This window comes from Bacillus subtilis subsp. subtilis str. 168 (assembly GCF_000009045.1).
Taxonomy (GTDB): domain Bacteria; phylum Bacillota; class Bacilli; order Bacillales; family Bacillaceae; genus Bacillus; species Bacillus subtilis.
Genome location: NC_000964.3, coordinates 679,090 through 698,556, shown reverse-complemented (window position 1 = coordinate 698,556; position 19,467 = coordinate 679,090). Strand labels below are relative to the sequence as shown.

Here is a 19,467-nt window from a genome sequence, read left to right as displayed (position 1 = left end):
GCATTGCACTTATGAGGAAGCAATACAAACCGGGCATGGTACATGTATCGTCAGTCGTTCGCTTCTGCGATATATCCATGTCAGTTTTATCGATCACTTTCCTGCATAGTCCGGCAATTTACGGTTGCCGGGTAGAAACTTATGGGCCATATTCCCAAGATTATATGAGGTCGTGTTTTGATTTCATGTTTATCTTAACAACGGACATGGATAATGTCAACGATATTATCGAACGATACAAAAATTCATTCTACTAATGTTCGTGTTTTAGATCAATTTCCCTTCAAATACGATTTTTTTCCCGCACGGAACGATCTGAATTGACCCATTTTCCTTTTTTTCCATAAAAATAGGCTCTTCCATTCGCCTTACAGGCAGATATCCTTCTTCTTTCATTTGCTGAAGCACCGCATCAATCGTTTGCTGCTCTGTCACTTCAAACTTTTTCTTCTTCGGCTTTGCCATTATTCTTTAATTCTCCTCTTCTTCACCGCTTTGACCCAGAAGCCGCCGTGGATTGTTTTTGGTTCGTACGCAATAATAAAGGCTTTTGAATCAAGTGTTTTAATCGTATCATATAGCTGGAGTTCATATCTTCTCGGCGTCAGGATCTGAAGGGCTGTGCGGTCGCCTTCAAGCCCGCCTGCCACCCAGTTTGTCACGCCGTAGCCTTTTTCACGGAGCTGCTTCGGAAGATCAAGATCGAGCTCCTTCGTAATCACATTGACCATAATATAGCCAAGCGCCAATTTTTCTTCTATTTTCATGCCGACAATTACGCCAAGACCGTAACCGAGCGCGTACGCGATCACATTTTGAATCTGGTCTAAGTTATCGAGCACCAGACTCAGTCCTGTCACATAAACCAGTATTTCAATCGTACTGATGCCGGCCGCTAAATAACGCTGTCCTTTCAGCGTTAAAATCATTCTTATCGTAAAAAATGACACATAGACAATATTAATAATGAGAATTATGAGAACCATGGCTATCCCATTTGATAAGATGGTTTGCATCATTTTATTCATCCCCCTACTCTTCAGCTTGCACAAAGCATTCATATTCTACTAGAGAAATGAGCCGTTTACAATCAGCTTCGCCCGTAAGCTTAAGCAAAATATTTCGACACGCTTTTATGTGTTGAACAGTAGTAGTTTACCCTCTTTCTCGCCTTTTCAAAATCAAAACAAAAAAGCCCGCTTTTCAGCAGACTCACCTCTTTATATCTATTGTCAGATCTCTTTTTTCATTTTCTGAAGGGACTTGTATTCTTTCTCAAGCTCACTCAGCGTGTAGTCAGCAAGCTGTTCCCCTCTTCCTTGATAAAATTCCGAGAGCAGTAATTTGGTTTTTAAAAATTGCTTCTTTTGGTTAATTGCTCGGCGAAGTACATCAGCCATGTCCATCATCCTCCTTAAACATAAAGGTTTTTGCGCTGGACGTTTTCAGCATTTTCCCCATCATACACGGGTTAATCCTACAAATCAACTATGTTTTTTAGATATATTTGTAAAAAGTGTGACATAAAAAAACCGGCTAGGATTAGCCGGTTTTTTCATTAAAGCGGAATCAACGACGCCGTAATATATTCAGAAATAAACGGCCAAGTCACTGCCGTAAACAGCAGCGCTATCGCAACTACTGCAAATACACAATAGATATAATCAATTGGTGCATCTTGTGCCGCCTGGTACACACGCTGTACATACAGCGCGATGATAAAAAAGATGGAAAACAAGATCAGCACCGTAAACAGTACTGTCAGCATTGGGATATTTACGATCGCAAAGATCAGCCAAAGGATTGAAACAGCAATTACGGGTACAAGCAATGAACCCAATACGGCAGCCGCTTCTCTGAACGTCACCTTCTGCTTCATCATATAGCGGGAGACAGCCCATATAGCAAAGACCATTACCGCGAAAAAGATCAGCAAATACACAAGAACAACTAAAAACCCGTCATAGAAAGCATGATGGCGTTCTCCGAAACCGAGCGGCCGATTCCAGCTTGCCTTTAACTGAAACCAATTCCCAATTGAAAAAATGATACTGAATATAAGCATTGAAATCAGACCGTACTTATAATGAGAAAAACCATCCGTTACGACAGTTTTCGCCGGAGATTTTAAAATCGAGAACGCAAAACCGCAATATCTGTTGATGGCTGCCCAAACAGACGCAAGCTTGTCTTTAACAGTTGATTCACCGCGTTCCTGGCGCGGTTTCTGCTTTTGTTTTTGCTTCTGCTTGCTTTGCCGGCTCGCCTTTCTGGACATTCTCGATAGCGGTTCTTCATCTGCATCTATTCTTTCACTCTGGTTAATTTCTTCTTCAAACGTTTCTTTTCTTTCTTCCGTCATGTCAGCAACTCCTATCAAAAAAATACGGCGGAATACCATTCAGCAAGAAAATAAAACACTTATATAAGGTACCGAAGCCTTCCTGAACAGTCAAGTCATTTCCATTTAAGTAAAGCATGGCGGCACATCTACATGACGGTATATCGTATGAAATGGTTTTATCTTTTGCAACAAAAAAACCAGCTGCCAGTGCAGCTGGTTTTTCATTCCTTATTTTAAGAAGATAAAGTACAGGATAAATACGACAAACAGCCCGTACATGATTGGATGAACCTCTTTTGCTTTTCCTTTGCACACCATTGTAATCGGATAGAAAATAAATCCGATGGCAATACCAGTCGCGATGCTGTACGTTAACGGCATCATGATCATGGTAAGGAAAGCAGGAACGGCCACTTCGAACTTATCCCAAGCGATTTTGCCAAGCGGCGCCACCATCAATGCACCAACAATAATAAGCGCCGGCGCTGTTACATTTGACGTAACGACTGATAGGAGCGGCGAGAAAAACGTAGCCAGTAAAAAGAGAATCCCTGTTACAATTGCGGCAAATCCTGACCGGGCACCCGCAGCGACACCTGAGCTTGATTCCACGTAAGAAGTTGTTGTAGACGTACCAAGCACGGCACCGATCACAATAGAAGATGAATCAGCTAAAAGCGCACGGCCCGCACGCGGCAATTTGTTTTCCTTCATTAAACCAGCTTGTGTTGCCACAGCAACAAGTGTACCAGCTGTATCAAAAAATCCGACAAACAAGAATGTTAAAATAACGATCAGCATTTGTACAGAGAAAATATCCGGGAGGTGAATCCACGCTTGTCCGAAAGTCGGCGCAAGGCTTGGCACACTGCCGATAATTTGAGTCGGAACCGGAACCAAACCGAAAATCATGCCGGCTACCGCTGTTAATAGCATCCCGATAAACACGCCTGCGTTCACGCGAAGCACCATTAAAATAACCGTGACAATCACACCGAAAATCGTTAACAGCACAGGACCGCTGTGAATGTTTCCGATCGTGACGAGCGTAGAAGGATTCGCTGTAATGATTCCTGAACCTTGTAATCCAACAAATGTAATAAACAGGCCGATCCCCGCACCGACTGCCAATTTCAGCTCAGGCGGAATGGCGTTGATGATTTTTTCACGAAAACCTGTTAAAGAAAGAGCAACGAAAATAAGACCTGAAATAAAAACACCGGACAAAGCTGCCTGCCATGAAATACCCATACCAAGGACAACAGAAAACGCAAAAAACGCGTTCAGCCCCATACCCGGCGCGATGGCAATCGGATATCTCGCTATTAATCCCATTAAGATACAGCCTGCTGCAGACGCCAGCGCTGTCGCCGTAAAGACCGCACCCTGGTCAATTCTCAGCGCCTCCGGAAAATCTTTCACGCTCTCCAAAGCAAGCGTAATCGGATTGACGAACAAAATATATGCCATAGATAAAAAAGTCGTTAATCCGCCAATGATTTCATTGCGATAGCTGGTGCCCAGCTCATCAAACTGAAAAAACGTTTTCAAGCTATTTGACTCCCTTCACTCTTTGCTATTTATTCTGTCCTGAAAACGCCAAATAAAAAACGTCCCAATACATTTTGGGACGCTTGACTACAGACGGATTTCAGTTTGAATAAATAACCGTGTTTTATTTATATCAAACGAAAGAAATGTTTACGTAGTCAAGCCATTTACGGTAGCTTGGTAGAGACTTGCGAGCCATATTCCCGCGATTATACGAATTCATCTTATTTGATTTCTGTGTCTATTGTACCAAGTTCATTTTGAAAAAACAATACAAAAAGCGAACAATAGTCGCGCAAAATCGGATTTTGTTCGTAATAAACAAATAAAACCATCTTCCCGGCAAAATTGCCAAAAAGATGGTTTCCATTAATTGATTCTTATTCCCACTCAATCGTCGCAGGCGGCTTACTTGTAATATCATACACCACGCGGTTAATGTGCTTCACTTCGTTTACGATACGTGTCGAAATGACTTCAAGCACATCCCACGGGATACGCGCCCAGTCAGATGTCATGCCGTCGATTGATGTAACGGCGCGGATTCCGATTGTGTAATCATATGTTCTTGCGTCACCCATAACACCAACGCTGCGGATGTCAGGAAGAACAGTGAAGTATTGCCAGATATCACGCTCTAAGCCGTGATTTGCAATTTCTTCACGCAAGATTGCATCTGATTCACGAACGATTTCAAGTTTTTCTTCTGTTACTTCGCCAAGAACGCGGATTCCGAGTCCCGGTCCTGGGAACGGCTGACGCCATACGATTTCATCCGGAATGCCGAGCTCTGTGCCAAGCGCGCGCACTTCGTCTTTGAAGAGCGTATTTAACGGCTCGATCAGCTCAAACTGCATGTCTTCAGGAAGTCCGCCGACATTGTGGTGAGATTTGATCGTTTGCGCCGTTGCTGTACCGCTCTCGATGATATCTGTGTAAAGCGTACCTTGTGCAAGGTAGTCGATGCCTTTGAGCTTGTCCGCTTCATCATCAAACACGTAAATGAATTCATTACCGATGATTTTGCGTTTTTGCTCAGGATCAGAAACGCCTTTTAGTTTGTTTAAGAATCGATCTTTTGCGTCTACTTTAATCACATTCATGTTAAAGCCTTCGCTGAATGTTTTCATAACACCCTCAGCTTCGCCTTTACGGAGAAGACCATGGTCTACAAAGATACAAGTCAGCTGGTCGCCGATCGCTTTATGAATCAAAACAGCAACAACAGAGGAATCAACGCCGCCGCTTAGCGCGCAAAGAACCTGTTTGTCTCCGACCGTTTCACGGATTTTTTGCATTTCGATTTCGATAAAGTTCTCCATTGACCATTCGCCTTCGCATTCGCAAACACCGAATACAAAGTTTTTCAGAAGATCATTGCCGTATTCAGAGTGGCGCACTTCCGGGTGGAACTGAACGCCATACCATTTTTTGTCCGCTTTGCTCATTGCTGAGTTCGGGCAGTGATGGCTTGTCGCGTCAACAGTGAAGCCTTCAGGAACTTCTACAACCAAATCGCCGTGGCTCATCCAAACCACTTGTTCATTCGGAAGATCTCTGAACAAATCAGGTGTGCCTTCGATGCGGATGTTTGCTTTTCCGTATTCACGCTGGCTTGCCGCTTCAACTTTACCGCCAAGGTAATGAGTCATCAGCTGCATGCCGTAGCAAATTCCCAAAACAGGAATATCAAGCTCGAAGATTTTCTCGTCACAGCGGAAAGAGTTTTCATCATACACACTGTTTGGACCGCCGGATAAAATAATTCCTTTTGGATTCATTTTTTTAATTTCTTCAGCCGTCAATGTATGTGGATGCAGCTCGCTGTAAACACCGAATTCACGGATACGGCGTGTAATCAGCTGGTTATACTGACTGCCGAAATCAAGGACAAGAATCATTTCATTCACTAACTTTGTCATGGTTGTCACCTAATCTCCTCTAAGTTTTTTGACACAGAAAAAAACGAGGACAGATATGAAGCTCGCTCCGCCCTCTTTGGCAAGGCCGTTTGCCGGAGTCAGGCCAACTCGCTCCCAGACTCCGATAATATTCACTAATTCTAACAACACGTCGATAAGCGGTCAAGACCATCTTCTTTTAATTAAATTTTCCCATAACTCTCTCGAATCATTCCATAGCGCCGAAGAATCTTCATTTCTGTAAAGCGCCCTTTCATAGCTTAATGTCAGCTTTGACATGTCTTCTATGTCGTATTTTTCATCAATTCGTTTTGCATAATCACGCAGCGTTTCACTGTCTCGTTTCGGCAGTCCTTTTCTCTTCAGTTGTTTCAGCAGCGCGCCATATGCCTCAAAAAACGCGTGCTGATCACTGCGCCGCTTCAATTTCCTCACGGCGAAAACAGGAATCCATAACGAGCGGAAAACATACAGCAATACAGCTGCCACCAGGAGGACTGCAAGAACCGCAAGCGCTGCATACAAGCCCGCACCGGCATTAGTATGCGAAGCGGACGGCTTTTTAGAAACAGCTGGCTCCCGCTTTTCCTTTTGTTTTTCCTCTTTTTGCGGCTGTTTTTTCTCTTCTTTCTGTTTCTCTTTTGCTTTCTTCGGCGAGCTGCTGCTATCGCTGCCAGAGTCTTTTGTGTCAGAAGATGTAAATTGAGCCGGATTTGTAAACCCTTTAGTCGGCTCAAATGTAACCCAGCCCTGTTCCGGGAAATACACCTCTACCCAGGAATGGGCATTGTTATTTGTCACTTCGTAAATGCTGCCATTTTTGTTCCCTGCTTCTTTGTATTCGCCGGACGTATAACCCTTTACCCAGCGGGCCGGAATGCCGGCCGAGCGCAAGAGCACCACCATGGCGGAAGAAAAGTTATCACAATAACCCATTTTCGTTTCAAAGAGAAATTGATCGACATAATCTTCATCATTCTTCGGAATGGTCACGTTTTCTGTTTCATATGTGAACGCATTTGACCCTAAATAGTCCTCAACCGCTTTCACCTTATCAAACATATTGTCGTGATCCTGAGTCAGTTTGATCGCAAGGGTTCTCACCCGCTCTGGCAGTGAATCTGGAAGCTGCATGTAGCGATCGCTGAATGTGTACTCCTCACTGTTTTTTCTCACTTTTACCTTTCTCAGTTCATCCAGCTTATAGACCGGGGAATTGTACGTTACTGTATAATTCCCCATATTTCTGATTTCACCGGCTTGTTCACTGATCGGAGAAATTTGCTCCGTGTTGCCGTTCATTTCAAGTGAGACAGCCTGCTTTGGCTGAATGGTTTCCGCACCAATCGGATACATCAGATGGTTATACCCGTAGTGCTTATCGACTTTTACACGGACGGTGCGGCGCTCTGTCGCAACCTTATGGTCAAACCACAGATTTTCAACTTTTCCATTGCTAAGCTGATACGACATGCCTGTGTCTGTTTCAATCCAGCCTTTTCCGGTATACGTGTCCTTCGTTTCCACACGGAAATACGTACGCTCTTTTCCCTGCCATGTAAAAACAGGTGTAGCATCCTGCTGGAACGGGCCGCCGAGTGATTCATCATGATTCCCGTATCCGATTTTGCTTTCCCCTGCAGACACGCGGTCTTGATGAGTGATTTTTTTAAGAAAAGGCACCGGATCAGGCCAAGCCGGCTCTGATTTTGGAGCGGCGAGTCCGAATCCCGTTGCAGCCAAAACCAATACAGATAAAGGAAGAAACCATTTCAGGACAGATGTTTTTGGCAGTGTGATTCTTTCCATCAGCTTAATGCGTTCCAAGTATAAAAGGCCCAGCATAAAGAAGCCGATCAGCACGATACGGATTACGGCAAAAGTGGCATCATATGGCGTAAAGGTATCAAGAATCGTAATATACGCTACTGTCATCAAAAAGAAAAACAAAATTCTTCTCTGGTAAATCACCCAATAATGCAGGAGATAGACCAGCAGCCACAGCAGCACAAAAAACAGCAGGGTCCGAAATGAAGGAATCATGTCATTCCATTGCCCTGATTGAATCAGCGTGATATTCAGATAGACATCCTGCAAAAAAGAGCTGACCCAGCTCAAGTCGAATATAGATCCTTGATAAAACAGGATGTGTATCGAGATCAATGTAAATATGACACAAAAAGGAACGGTGACAAACCACCTCATCCTGAAAAAAGTCAGCAGAAACGTCAAGCCGATAAAGACACTAAAAAAGCCTGTATGTTTCGTTTCAGTAAAACTGTCAAGCGGCCTAAGCCACTCCCACAGCAATAAAAAAGCCAGAAAATAAAATAACAGCAAGCTCAAACGGCTTCCCTTGTGATCATCGTGCGGCATGTGAACCAGTCACCTCTCTTTCTAAACAACACGCGAAACTCGCCCGCCCCTCATGATCCGAACTCTGATTTGGCGTTTCATCATGCGTTCAATCATGACATTTTCAGCTTGAGAGAGCTCAGCATCTTTCTCTTTTGCCAGTATCACCGTAACCCGGCCGCCTCCTATTTCTGCGAGGTGCAGCATATCTTCCGTTAACTGTCCCGTGACAACAACTTGATCAGCTTGGCGAACAGATGGCTTTCCCAGCTCTTCCCGTGCATATCGGCTTATCGGGTCTGCCGCATCACAATGAGCGATGGCTAAATGCCGAAGCATGTGCTTAAAATGCTGATCCCCTTCCTGAATAGGGAAAATGTTTTTTTCCTTCCCGATGGAAGCCAGACCAGCACCCGCGCCGTTTTTTAAAACAGAATGAAGAATCGAAGCTGTCACTGAAACGACCTCTTCGAATGCGTCTGAGGAAAAACGGTCCATCAGCAGAAACAGATTTTTGCTGCGAGAAGGCTCAAATTCCTTCGTCATCAGCTGGCTCCGCCGTGCAGATGTCTTCCAATCTAACGCAGCAAACCGGTCTCCCGGCTGATAATTCCGCACACTTGCTGCGACTGAGGAATGGTGCTGATGAATAGGAGAAGAACCGCTTACACCGTCTTCCTGATGCCTCTCATTCACCTGATAGGAAAAACGCTGATAGAATGGATAAACAAACAAGGTATCATCCAGCTCAAAAAATGCTGTTTTTTCAATCAAGCCAAGAACATCCCCGGTTCGCACCCTGACAGAATGAAAGTGATGCTCTCCGCGCGGTACCCGAGCTAATTCATACGACATCGTCATGCTCCGTTTAAACCAAGGAAAAACGAGCCGTTTGGCCGCGGCTCCGTCTCGATTTAATGACTCGATACCTTCTGGCAGGCAATCTTCAATCACCATATACATCAGCGGAAATGGCAGCTTTCTTCTCAGCGTAACCGTTACGCCCAGCCTGTCCCCCGCATGCAATTGTGTTTTATCCATTTGCCTTGAAGCCTGAAAAGAACGGAGCGGATACAAGGCCAACAGCCCGGCATACAAGACAAAAGGGAGAAACGCGTAAAACAAAAACCAGCTGACAAAGCCGCCCTGAAACATCGCATAAGAAAAAACAGCAGCCGTCAATAAAGTTAATATAATCAGCTTCCAACCATATACGAGCCATTGCCATTTCTTATTCATCAGCGGACCGCCGACCTTTGAACCGGCACCTTCACAGCTGACATGATCTCCCTTACGATCGCTTCTGCCTGAATCCCTTCAAATTTTGCCTCAGGATGAAGCATCATCCGGTGCGGCAGCGTGAAAGGAGCTAAATATTGAATATCATCCGGTATGACATAGTCGCGATGATGCAGCAGCGCGTATGCCTGTGCCGCTTTCATGAGGGCGATTGAGCCGCGCGGACTGACGCCTAATTGAACAGAAGGATGCTGTCTCGTTTTCTGCACAATTTCAACGATATATTCCTTAATGCTGTCATCAGCACGGACATTTTGCACTTCCCTCTGTAAAAAGATGAAGTCTTCTTTTGCAATAACCGGCTCAAGCGTCTCAATCGGATGGCTTTTTTCCTGAAGAGATAAGACGTCAAGCTCTTCATTAAAGGACGGATAACCCATCCGAAGTTTGAATAAAAAACGGTCAAGCTGAGCTTCCGGCAAAGGATAGGTCCCTTCATATTCGACCGGGTTTTGCGTTGCCATCACAAAAAACGGATCGGCAAGCTGCATCGTATGGCCATCTACCGTGACGCTCCCCTCTTCCATCGCTTCGAGCAAAGCCGACTGTGTCTTCGGAGAGGTACGGTTGATTTCATCTGCCAGCACGATATTTCCCATAATTGGGCCGGGACGATATTCAAATTCCATCGTTTTCGCATTATAGATAGATACCCCTGTTACATCAGATGGCAGCAAATCCGGAGTGAATTGGATTCTTTTGAAATCGGCGCCGATTGACTTTGCCAGCGCGCGGACCATCATCGTTTTTCCGACTCCGGGTACATCCTCAAGCAGCACATGCCCTTTGGCAAGAAGGGCTGCTAAGCTGAGTATGGCGATGTCTCGTTTTCCAACCATTACTCTATTAATATGTTCAACTGCTTTCCCCAGCAAAGGATGCAGGTCTTCTTGATATGCCATTATTTTCCTCCTAGTCATCTACAAAATTCATCATAATGTAACCTAACTTTACCACAAAAAGCAATCTGTATAAAAAAACGATTCTAGCAAATTGTTACCAATAAAGCTGGCCAAAACACACAAAAAAGCTTCCTGTGGCAGGAAGCTCCAGATTGTTGACAAAATCCTAAAATGGCTTTCATTTTAGGGTTTTGTCATCTTTTCAGCGTGATTGAAAACCCTTGAAGTCTAGGAAGGACGAGCATAGGAGCGGAGCGAATGTTCTAATTCGTGAGCACCGAAGCGCAGACCTGACAACGAATGCGAGGGTTTGTCGACACGCTGAAGCTTCCTGTGACAGGAAGCTCCATTATTTTTGTTCTAAAGGCTCCATATGAACATGCGAATAATCAATCGCATGCTCCTCCTTCATTCTCCGCTCAATTTCATTGGCTATATCGTGGCTTTCCGTAATATTTAAATCTGCCGATACCTCAACCACCACATCAACATGAACCGTACTGCCCAAGTATCTTGCTTTTATGTCTTTTAAACGGCTCACACCGGAGATTTTTTCGATTGTCTGTTTATAAGCGGAAATGTCCTTTATGTCGAATCCATCTGTCAAAGAGTGAGATGACTCTTTAAAGATATCCCATGCGGTCTTGCAAATAAGCAGACCGATCACAAACGCAGTGACCGTATCAATCCAAGCAAGATGGAATTGAGCAGCCACAATGCCGATAAATGTGCCGATACTGACGAATGCGTCTGATTTATTATCAGCAGCCGCAGCAAGGAGCGCCTGGCTCTTCACCTTTTTGGCCAGCCTTTTATTGTACCGGTAAACGATCAGCATCAGGACTGCCCCGCCCGCTGCCGTCCAAGCCGCAATCATATCTGGCGTCTCTTGTTTAGCAGAAAAAATAGATTCTCCGGCGCTGAACAGCACTTGCAGTCCGACAACCATCATAATAAACGATGCGATAAGCGATGCAATCGTTTCCGCTCGAAAGTGGCCGTATGGATGATCTTCGTCAGGAGGCTTTTGAGAGATGCGCAGGCCAATCAGCACAGCAACAGAAGCAATAATGTCAGTTGTGTTATTTAACCCGTCTGCCGTAAGTGCTTCCGAGTGAAAAAGATAACCGATGATCAGTTTAATTGCGGAAAGAACTAGATACGCGGCAATGCTGACCAGCGCTCCGGATTCTCCCTTTTTCAGTTCATCATATCTCTCCATACAAAACCTCCTCTCGCTCACATTTTCCTATTATTATCTTACAAAGCTGATCCGCAGTGGGTCTACAGAAACATGATTCACCCGCCACAGAAAAATAGTGACGAAGGAACACTTTTTCTCTCATCCAATTTATTTGCTCCGCCAAAAATCCCATCAAACCCAAGGACACCAGTGCTTCTCGCATTCTATCGAATTGTAAATATTACGCAAAATCACACAGCGAATAAAAAACGAAACATTTTTTCCACACATTCGCTGAAAGCGCAAACAAAACACTACAAATTTGAAATAAGCTGGTATATTTTCTTACACGAATTTTCGACAAACTGTATATTTATGATAGAGTTTCAATTATCATAATATTCAGTAATGATTGCATTTTAAAAGGAGGTAACTTATGAACCAGTCTCAATCAGGATTAAAAAAGGAATTAAAGACCCGCCATATGACAATGATTTCGATTGCCGGTGTAATCGGAGCCGGCCTATTTGTAGGCAGCGGTTCAGTGATTCACTCGACCGGTCCGGGTGCCGTTGTTTCTTACGCGTTAGCCGGATTATTGGTGATTTTTATTATGAGAATGCTCGGTGAGATGTCTGCCGTAAACCCGACGAGCGGATCGTTTTCTCAATACGCTCACGACGCCATCGGACCGTGGGCAGGATTTACAATCGGCTGGCTGTACTGGTTTTTCTGGGTGATCGTCATAGCGATCGAAGCCATTGCCGGTGCTGGCATTATTCAATACTGGTTCCATGATATTCCGCTGTGGCTGACAAGTTTGATCTTGACCATTGTGCTCACCCTGACAAACGTCTACTCCGTTAAGTCTTTCGGTGAGTTTGAATATTGGTTCTCCCTCATTAAAGTTGTGACTATCATTGCTTTTCTAATCGTTGGTTTTGCCTTTATTTTTGGCTTTGCACCGGGCAGTGAGCCAGTCGGTTTTTCGAATCTTACAGGCAAAGGCGGATTTTTCCCGGAGGGCATCAGCTCCGTATTGCTCGGCATTGTCGTTGTCATCTTCTCTTTTATGGGAACTGAAATCGTTGCCATTGCAGCAGGGGAAACATCCAACCCGATCGAATCTGTGACAAAAGCCACCAGATCCGTTGTATGGCGCATCATCGTCTTTTACGTGGGCTCAATCGCCATTGTCGTGGCGCTGTTGCCATGGAATTCAGCAAATATTTTAGAAAGCCCTTTCGTCGCTGTACTTGAGCATATAGGAGTGCCCGCAGCCGCACAGATTATGAACTTTATCGTCCTCACAGCCGTACTCTCTTGCCTGAATTCAGGTTTGTATACCACATCCAGAATGCTGTATTCACTTGCAGAAAGAAATGAAGCGCCGCGCCGTTTTATGAAATTGAGCAAAAAAGGCGTTCCCGTACAAGCCATTGTGGCCGGGACATTTTTCTCTTATATCGCGGTCGTAATGAACTATTTTTCACCGGATACCGTCTTTTTATTCTTAGTCAACTCATCAGGCGCAATCGCTTTACTCGTCTATCTTGTCATCGCCGTTTCCCAGCTGAAAATGCGGAAAAAACTCGAAAAAACAAACCCAGAAGCATTGAAGATCAAAATGTGGCTCTTCCCTTTCCTAACCTACTTGACCATCATCGCCATTTGCGGAATTTTAGTGTCCATGGCGTTTATTGATTCCATGAGAGACGAGCTGCTGCTGACAGGCGTCATCACGGGAATCGTTCTGATTTCTTACCTTGTGTTCAGAAAACGCAAGGTGAGCGAGAAAGCGGCTGCCAACCCAGTCACACAGCAGCAACCCGATATCCTGCCTTAATGCTGATCAAATCCTAAACGGCCTGCCGTTTAGGATTTTGTTATTTTCTTCTTCGGGCGGGCTGCAGCACGAAGATTTTTTGTAACCATCACGTCCTTATTGTCATTAACTATAGTACCAATTTGGAAAATTTAGATAAGGACAGATGAAAATGACACTTGAAAAATTTGTGGATGCTCTCCCAATCCCAGATACACTAAAGCCAGTACAGCAATCAAAAGAAAAAACATACTACGAAGTCACCATGGAGGAATGCACTCATCAGCTCCATCGCGATCTCCCTCCAACCCGCCTGTGGGGCTACAACGGCTTATTTCCGGGACCGACCATTGAGGTTAAAAGAAATGAAAACGTATATGTAAAATGGATGAATAACCTTCCTTCCACGCATTTCCTTCCGATTGATCACACCATTCATCACAGTGACAGCCAGCATGAAGAGCCCGAGGTAAAGACTGTTGTTCATTTACACGGCGGCGTCACGCCAGATGATAGTGACGGGTATCCGGAGGCTTGGTTTTCCAAAGACTTTGAACAAACAGGACCTTATTTCAAAAGAGAGGTTTATCATTATCCAAACCAGCAGCGCGGGGCTATATTGTGGTATCACGATCACGCCATGGCGCTCACCAGGCTAAATGTCTATGCCGGACTTGTCGGTGCATATATCATTCATGACCCAAAGGAAAAACGCTTAAAACTGCCTTCAGACGAATACGATGTGCCGCTTCTTATCACAGACCGCACGATCAATGAGGATGGTTCTTTGTTTTATCCGAGCGCACCGGAAAACCCTTCTCCGTCACTGCCTAATCCTTCAATCGTTCCGGCTTTTTGCGGAGAAACCATACTCGTCAACGGGAAGGTATGGCCATACTTGGAAGTCGAGCCAAGGAAATACCGATTCCGTGTCATCAACGCCTCCAATACAAGAACCTATAACCTGTCACTCGATAATGGCGGAGATTTTATTCAGATTGGTTCAGATGGAGGGCTCCTGCCGCGATCTGTTAAACTGAATTCTTTCAGCCTTGCGCCTGCTGAACGTTACGATATCATCATTGACTTCACAGCATATGAAGGAGAATCGATCATTTTGGCAAACAGCGCGGGCTGCGGCGGTGACGTCAATCCTGAAACAGATGCGAATATCATGCAATTCAGAGTCACAAAACCATTGGCACAAAAAGACGAAAGCAGAAAGCCGAAGTACCTCGCCTCATACCCTTCGGTACAGCATGAAAGAATACAAAACATCAGAACGTTAAAACTGGCAGGCACCCAGGACGAATACGGCAGACCCGTCCTTCTGCTTAATAACAAACGCTGGCACGATCCCGTCACAGAAACACCAAAAGTCGGCACAACTGAAATATGGTCCATTATCAACCCGACACGCGGAACACATCCGATCCACCTGCATCTAGTCTCCTTCCGTGTATTAGACCGGCGGCCGTTTGATATCGCCCGTTATCAAGAAAGCGGGGAATTGTCCTATACCGGTCCGGCTGTCCCGCCGCCGCCAAGTGAAAAGGGCTGGAAAGACACCATTCAAGCGCATGCAGGTGAAGTCCTGAGAATCGCGGCGACATTCGGTCCGTACAGCGGACGATACGTATGGCATTGCCATATTCTAGAGCATGAAGACTATGACATGATGAGACCGATGGATATAACTGATCCCCATAAATAACCCGACAAACTTGCCTCTAGCAGGCAAGTTTTTTCTTTATGAAACCTTTGGCCCTATTTATCGTATTACGTAAAAACAACAAAAGGAGCTGCTTTTTATGCTCACACACGATCTACATGAAAAAACAAAGCATTACATTTCCATTTATGCTGAATTAAAAACAAAATTAAAATGGAAAGTTTCACACGATCAGATATTAATGCTCATTTCTTCTGCATATATTGTGAATAAAAGAGAGTTTGATTTTCAGCGCTTTTATGATTTGAGCAGCTATATCAAATCAAACATCGGCAGCTTCTCAACACTCAATTCACACCACCGCTTTACTGTTGCATCTATTCTGGACATTCATTTTCAGCATGAGGCAAAACAAACATTTCAGACTTTCATCGATGTATACAATGAAATGGTGAAGCTAGGGTATAAGCGGGATATGTTCACATACCTTTCCGCTCTGATCTTGCTCACCGGCAAATCTGAAACGACAAACCAAAAAGAACAGATGAACATGGGGCTAGCTGTTTATCAGCAGATGAAGAAAAATCATTATTTCCTCACTTCAACTCAGAATGTTCCGCTTGCCGTACTGCTTGGAGAAAACGGAAAAGGTTTGCAGGCGCTACAGAAGGCGGAAACATGCTATCAACTGCTGGCAGCCAACGGCTTTAAAAAAGGACAGTACTTACATCAGGTCAGCCATATTCTGGCCTTGCAAAGTGAAAAAGAGCCCGAAATGCTTGTTTCCGCTTGCAAACAGATATATCAATCGATCACTGAATCTGTCAAAAAAACAAAGGATTATCATTATCCAGACCTTGCTCTCCTCACATTTCTGGAAGAGCCAGATATCAAAACCGTTTTGTGCATCACTGACGAATTAAACCAGGAAAAAGCTTTTAAATGGCAAAAGGAAATGAACTTTAAAATTGCTGTCAGCCTCTATCTCAGTGAGCATATGGAGAAAAATCTGCTGATGGAATCAGGACTATACACCGCTATCGAAACAGTCATTCAAGCGCAGCAGGCAGCCGCGACAGCTGCCATCATCAGCTCAACAGCAGCCAGCCATACTCATGATGGAAACTAAAGGAGGAGAAACATGCCATACATCATATTAGAAGATCAGACACGCCTTTACTATGAAACACACGGGAGCGGGACGCCGATCCTGTTTATACATGGGGTGCTGATGAGCGGACAATTTTTCCACAAACAATTTTCGGTGCTTTCTGCCAATTATCAATGTATTCGTCTTGATCTTAGAGGACACGGCGAATCTGACAAAGTGCTTCACGGCCACACCATTTCCCAATATGCCCGTGACATAAGGGAATTTCTAAATGCAATGGAGCTTGATCATGTCGTTCTTGCCGGCTGGTCAATGGGTGCTTTTGTCGTATGGGATTATCTCAATCAGTTTGGGAATGATAACATTCAAGCCGCTGTGATCATCGATCAATCCGCTTCGGACTATCAATGGGAGGGCTGGGAACATGGTCCATTTGATTTTGACGGCTTAAAAACAGCGATGCACGCCATTCAAACTGACCCGCTGCCTTTCTACGAAAGCTTCATCCAGAATATGTTCGCAGAACCGCCTGCCGAGACCGAAACAGAATGGATGCTGGCAGAAATCCTCAAACAGCCGGCTGCCATTTCTAGCACGATTTTATTTAACCAAACGGCCGCTGATTACCGGGGCACCCTCCAAAACATCAATGTGCCGGCATTGCTGTGCTTCGGGGAAGACAAGAAATTTTTCTCTACAGCAGCTGGGGAACACTTGCGCAGCAATATTCCAAACGCGACACTCGTTACCTTTCCTAAAAGCAGCCATTGCCCGTTTTTAGAAGAGCCAGATGCTTTTAACAGCACACTCCTCTCCTTTTTAGATGGGGTTATTGGAAAGTCATAAAGAAAAAGGAATTAGGAGATTAGGGAAAAGTATGAGACAATAGGAAATGTGCAGTAAAATACATGAGGGAAGAAGTGACTTTATGTCTTACTATAACAAACGAAATCAAGAACCGCTGCCAAAGGAAGATGTGAGTACTTGGGAATGCACAAAAGAAGACTGTAATGGCTGGACCCGAAAAAACTTCGCCAGCAGTGATACGCCATTGTGCCCTTTGTGCGGAAGTAAAATGGTCGACGGCATCCGTTCATTAGTGAATCTCCAAAACAACAGCCAAACGAAAACAAGCTAGTTCTTCCCTATAACAAATGCAGTCTCCCGCAAGCAAACAAACCCCGAACGGAGACAAAATTCTATATTTCAGAATAAAAGCCTCTCATTGCAAGAGGCCAAATACGAAGAAAGAAGCCCAAAACTGTAAACGTTTAGGGCTTTTTTGTCTGTTTTAATGGTATAATATGGATATAAGAGGAGTGATAACGTGATCTCAAACCAGCAGCAAAAAGACTTGAAAAAAAGAGCTGCGTTCAAAAAGCTGAATGTTGCAATGAACTCATATGTTGAACTTCTGTTTTTGTCGGTACCTCTGATTCATATCTTTAAATGGCTCGGATCATTAGCCCTGCACCTCATCCATTAAAAAAGCCACTCAGCTCATGCCGAGTGGTTTTTATTAGTTAATCACAAAAAAGCTGTTGATGATGCCGTTCGGATTTTCCCATACTTTTTTGAAGGTCTTATTCTCAAGGCTATAGGAATAAATCGTCCGCACCTTAGCTTCACGCCCTGTTTCGTCCTTCAGCTTTTTAGCCCCCTTGGCTTCGGCAAGAAAATAAATGTTCTTCCCATCCTTAGAAAACTGAGGCTGTGCGTCAATTAACAGCTTAAATGATTTTTGATTTGAGATGATGCTTTCATATTTTTTCGTATCCGCATTGAGCATTTGAATAGAAGCGGTTTGCTCCGTTCCTTTTTGCGTATATGATGTGAATAAAATACGTTTATCATCATCAGAAACAGCAATATCGCTGATAAATTGGTTCAGGCTTTTCAGCTCATTAAATTTATTTTGGCGGCCTTCCGCAAAATGAATCGTTGTCGGTTCAGGGTCGATGCCCTTTTCGTTTGCTTCATCTGTTTTCTTGTAGTCTTCTTCTACAGAATAATGAAGCAATGCAAATGAATCGTTTTTTTGGTTATAAAAGAAGCTGCTGACGGTGTCATCCTGATCATTAGCGGCAGGATAAAGATTTTTATACTTTTTCGTCTTCAGATCAAAAGCGGCGATTCGAAAATTGCTTTCGTCCGCTTTTCCTAAGCGGAAATAGATGGTTGAACGGTCCTTTGATAAAAATAAACTGTCCGCACTCTCCGCGCCTTTATAAAGCATCGTTTTTTTATGAGACTTCAGATCCAATTTAAAAAGCCTCATTTCATTCTGTTCATTATTGCCCGTATAATAGAGCACCTGCTGTTTTTGATCCAAGGCAAATGCCGGATAGCTGGTCAGCTTCTCCTCATGGATCACCTTGTCATTTTCATAATACTTTGTCAGCAGATCCGTATCTGTAATTGAAACCAGCAGCTCATCACCGCTTTCGGTATTGACTGAAACATCAGCAGCCTTCTCATGGCCTTTATCCTTTGCAACATAAAACGCAACCCCCGCGGCAGCTGCCGCTATTATCACTGCTAATAATAATATGATTCTTTTTTTCATCTTTTATCTCCACCAATAGAAAAAGCAAGAATGTGACTTCTTGCTTTCCAGATTATATATGTACATTAATAGCTGTAATGCCCCGCTACTTTACCTTTGCTTAATGGGTATCCAAGCGCTTTAAACGCTTTAGGGCTAACATCCAGCACTGCATTAGGCATTCTGCCAACATCATTTTTATAAACCGTAATCACCTTTTTAGGCTTCGCTTTTGCATAAGCTCTGATTTTTGTCCCGTTTCTAGGAACATCAAATCCGATTTTGGTCGCACAATCCCAATGTCCAAGTTTCTTACCTGAAGAGCCTTTTTTCCCGACTCCATTATACCAAGTAATATTTCCGTTCACATGTTTCGCACTGGCATCTGATGAAAAACTAAAAGCTCCCAAAGTACTTCCTACTAAGATAAAAGCGGCTAAAATGACTTTCTTCAACATTTCGTCCCCCTGTTTGTTAACATCTAGGAAGATTATACACGATCAACCAGCTATTTTTTATTTCAATATCCTTACAGTAATGTTACAAAGTCAAAAAAGTTACCTCTGCTAAAATAAACCATGGAAGATTATCCTATTATAATAGCAGTATTAGAGTTATAATTATTGATAGAGTAGTTGTCGCATTCAATATGAACGAACCATTACCGTATTGTTCAAACCAAATTCATAGCTATGTAAACGATTGATACTCTCATATAAAGAAAAAAGAGTGTGCGAGACCCTTTTTTCTTTAAAGTT

19 protein-coding genes and 2 other RNA genes are annotated in these 19,467 nt (G+C 43.9%); 7 read left to right on the top strand and 14 right to left on the bottom strand.

Going from position 1 to position 19,467, the window contains the following annotated elements; genetic code table 11:
* Positions 1 to 85 precede the first annotated feature (85 nt).
* The 12 genes from gswD to mneS all read right to left on the bottom strand — a co-directional run bounded on the left by gswD (position 86) and on the right by mneS (position 11,595).
* Positions 86 to 188, bottom strand: an RNA gene (gene gswD / locus BSU_misc_RNA_10) — guanine riboswitch.
* A gap of 79 nt (positions 189 to 267) precedes the next feature.
* Complete coding sequence (gene yebG / locus BSU_06410) at positions 268 to 465, bottom strand: hypothetical protein (RefSeq protein ID NP_388523.1); 198 nt, start codon at positions 463 to 465, stop codon at positions 268 to 270.
* Complete coding sequence (yebE, locus tag BSU_06400; protein NP_388521.2) at positions 465 to 1,019, bottom strand: hypothetical protein; 555 nt, start codon at positions 1,017 to 1,019, stop codon at positions 465 to 467. The genes yebG and yebE overlap by 1 nt, the downstream gene beginning before the upstream one ends.
* Positions 1,020 to 1,232: 213 nt before the next feature.
* Complete coding sequence (gene yebD / locus BSU_06390) at positions 1,233 to 1,400, bottom strand: hypothetical protein (protein ID NP_388520.3); 168 nt, start codon at positions 1,398 to 1,400, stop codon at positions 1,233 to 1,235.
* Between the two features lie 158 nt (positions 1,401 to 1,558).
* The gene (yebC, locus tag BSU_06380; protein NP_388519.2) at positions 1,559 to 2,362 is read right to left on the bottom strand and encodes a putative integral inner membrane protein; all 804 of its coding nucleotides are present in this window, start codon (positions 2,360 to 2,362) and stop codon (positions 1,559 to 1,561) included.
* A gap of 210 nt (positions 2,363 to 2,572) precedes the next feature.
* Positions 2,573 to 3,895, bottom strand: a complete 1,323-nt coding sequence (gene pbuG / locus BSU_06370) for a hypoxanthine/guanine permease (RefSeq protein ID NP_388518.1) — start codon at positions 3,893 to 3,895, stop codon at positions 2,573 to 2,575.
* Between the two features lie 134 nt (positions 3,896 to 4,029).
* An RNA gene (gene gswC, locus BSU_misc_RNA_9) (guanine riboswitch) lies at positions 4,030 to 4,132 on the bottom strand.
* 143 nt (positions 4,133 to 4,275) lie between these two features.
* Positions 4,276 to 5,817, bottom strand: a complete 1,542-nt coding sequence (guaA, locus tag BSU_06360) for a GMP synthetase (RefSeq protein NP_388517.2) — start codon at positions 5,815 to 5,817, stop codon at positions 4,276 to 4,278.
* Positions 5,818 to 5,979: 162 nt separating this feature from the next.
* On the bottom strand, positions 5,980 to 8,193 hold the full coding sequence (gene yebA / locus BSU_06350; RefSeq protein ID NP_388516.2) for a hypothetical protein: 2,214 nt from the start codon (positions 8,191 to 8,193) through the stop codon (positions 5,980 to 5,982).
* 21 nt (positions 8,194 to 8,214) lie between these two features.
* Complete coding sequence (yeaD, locus tag BSU_06340) at positions 8,215 to 9,411, bottom strand: hypothetical protein (protein NP_388515.2); 1,197 nt, start codon at positions 9,409 to 9,411, stop codon at positions 8,215 to 8,217.
* The gene (yeaC, locus tag BSU_06330; RefSeq protein NP_388514.2) at positions 9,411 to 10,373 is read right to left on the bottom strand and encodes a putative MoxR-like ATPase; all 963 of its coding nucleotides are present in this window, start codon (positions 10,371 to 10,373) and stop codon (positions 9,411 to 9,413) included. Before yeaC ends, yeaD begins: the two co-directional genes overlap by 1 nt.
* A 349-nt stretch (positions 10,374 to 10,722) precedes the next feature.
* Positions 10,723 to 11,595 (bottom strand): secondary Mn(II) exporter, promiscuous, encoded by an 873-nt coding sequence (gene mneS, locus BSU_06320; protein NP_388513.1) that lies wholly within the window; start codon positions 11,593 to 11,595, stop codon positions 10,723 to 10,725.
* Between the two features lie 72 nt (positions 11,596 to 11,667).
* Here mneS and ydzX point away from each other — a divergent pair, with 72 nt between their 5' ends.
* From ydzX to ydzJ, 7 genes are all read left to right on the top strand, one after another.
* Positions 11,668 to 11,955: a hypothetical protein gene (gene ydzX, locus BSU_06319; protein ID YP_003097690.1), complete on the top strand. Its 288-nt coding sequence runs from the start codon at positions 11,668 to 11,670 to the stop codon at positions 11,953 to 11,955.
* 37 nt (positions 11,956 to 11,992) lie between these two features.
* Complete coding sequence (gabP, locus tag BSU_06310; RefSeq protein ID NP_388512.2) at positions 11,993 to 13,402, top strand: gamma-aminobutyrate (GABA) permease; proline permease; 1,410 nt, start codon at positions 11,993 to 11,995, stop codon at positions 13,400 to 13,402.
* 151 nt (positions 13,403 to 13,553) lie between these two features.
* Positions 13,554 to 15,095, top strand: a complete 1,542-nt coding sequence (cotA, locus tag BSU_06300) for an outer spore coat copper-dependent promiscuous laccase (RefSeq protein ID NP_388511.1) — start codon at positions 13,554 to 13,556, stop codon at positions 15,093 to 15,095.
* A gap of 97 nt (positions 15,096 to 15,192) precedes the next feature.
* The gene (gene yeaA / locus BSU_06290; protein ID NP_388510.1) at positions 15,193 to 16,182 is read left to right on the top strand and encodes a hypothetical protein; all 990 of its coding nucleotides are present in this window, start codon (positions 15,193 to 15,195) and stop codon (positions 16,180 to 16,182) included.
* Between the two features lie 12 nt (positions 16,183 to 16,194).
* Positions 16,195 to 17,010: a putative aminoacrylate hydrolase gene (ydjP, locus tag BSU_06280; protein NP_388509.1), complete on the top strand. Its 816-nt coding sequence runs from the start codon at positions 16,195 to 16,197 to the stop codon at positions 17,008 to 17,010.
* Positions 17,011 to 17,092: 82 nt separating this feature from the next.
* The gene (ydjO, locus tag BSU_06270) at positions 17,093 to 17,302 is read left to right on the top strand and encodes a hypothetical protein (protein NP_388508.1); all 210 of its coding nucleotides are present in this window, start codon (positions 17,093 to 17,095) and stop codon (positions 17,300 to 17,302) included.
* 189 nt (positions 17,303 to 17,491) lie between these two features.
* Positions 17,492 to 17,650: a hypothetical protein gene (ydzJ, locus tag BSU_06269; RefSeq protein YP_003097689.1), complete on the top strand. Its 159-nt coding sequence runs from the start codon at positions 17,492 to 17,494 to the stop codon at positions 17,648 to 17,650.
* A gap of 33 nt (positions 17,651 to 17,683) precedes the next feature.
* Here ydzJ and ydjN read toward each other — a convergent pair whose 3' ends face one another.
* Both ydjN and walM read right to left on the bottom strand, forming a co-directional pair.
* Entirely contained in the window at positions 17,684 to 18,730 is a 1,047-nt protein-coding gene (ydjN, locus tag BSU_06260) for a hypothetical protein (RefSeq protein NP_388507.1), read from the bottom strand.
* Between the two features lie 65 nt (positions 18,731 to 18,795).
* A complete protein-coding gene (walM, locus tag BSU_06250; protein ID NP_388506.1) occupies positions 18,796 to 19,167 on the bottom strand; it encodes a protein involved in cell wall metabolism in 372 nt (123 codons plus the stop codon).
* Between the last annotated feature and the right edge of the window lie 300 nt (positions 19,168 to 19,467).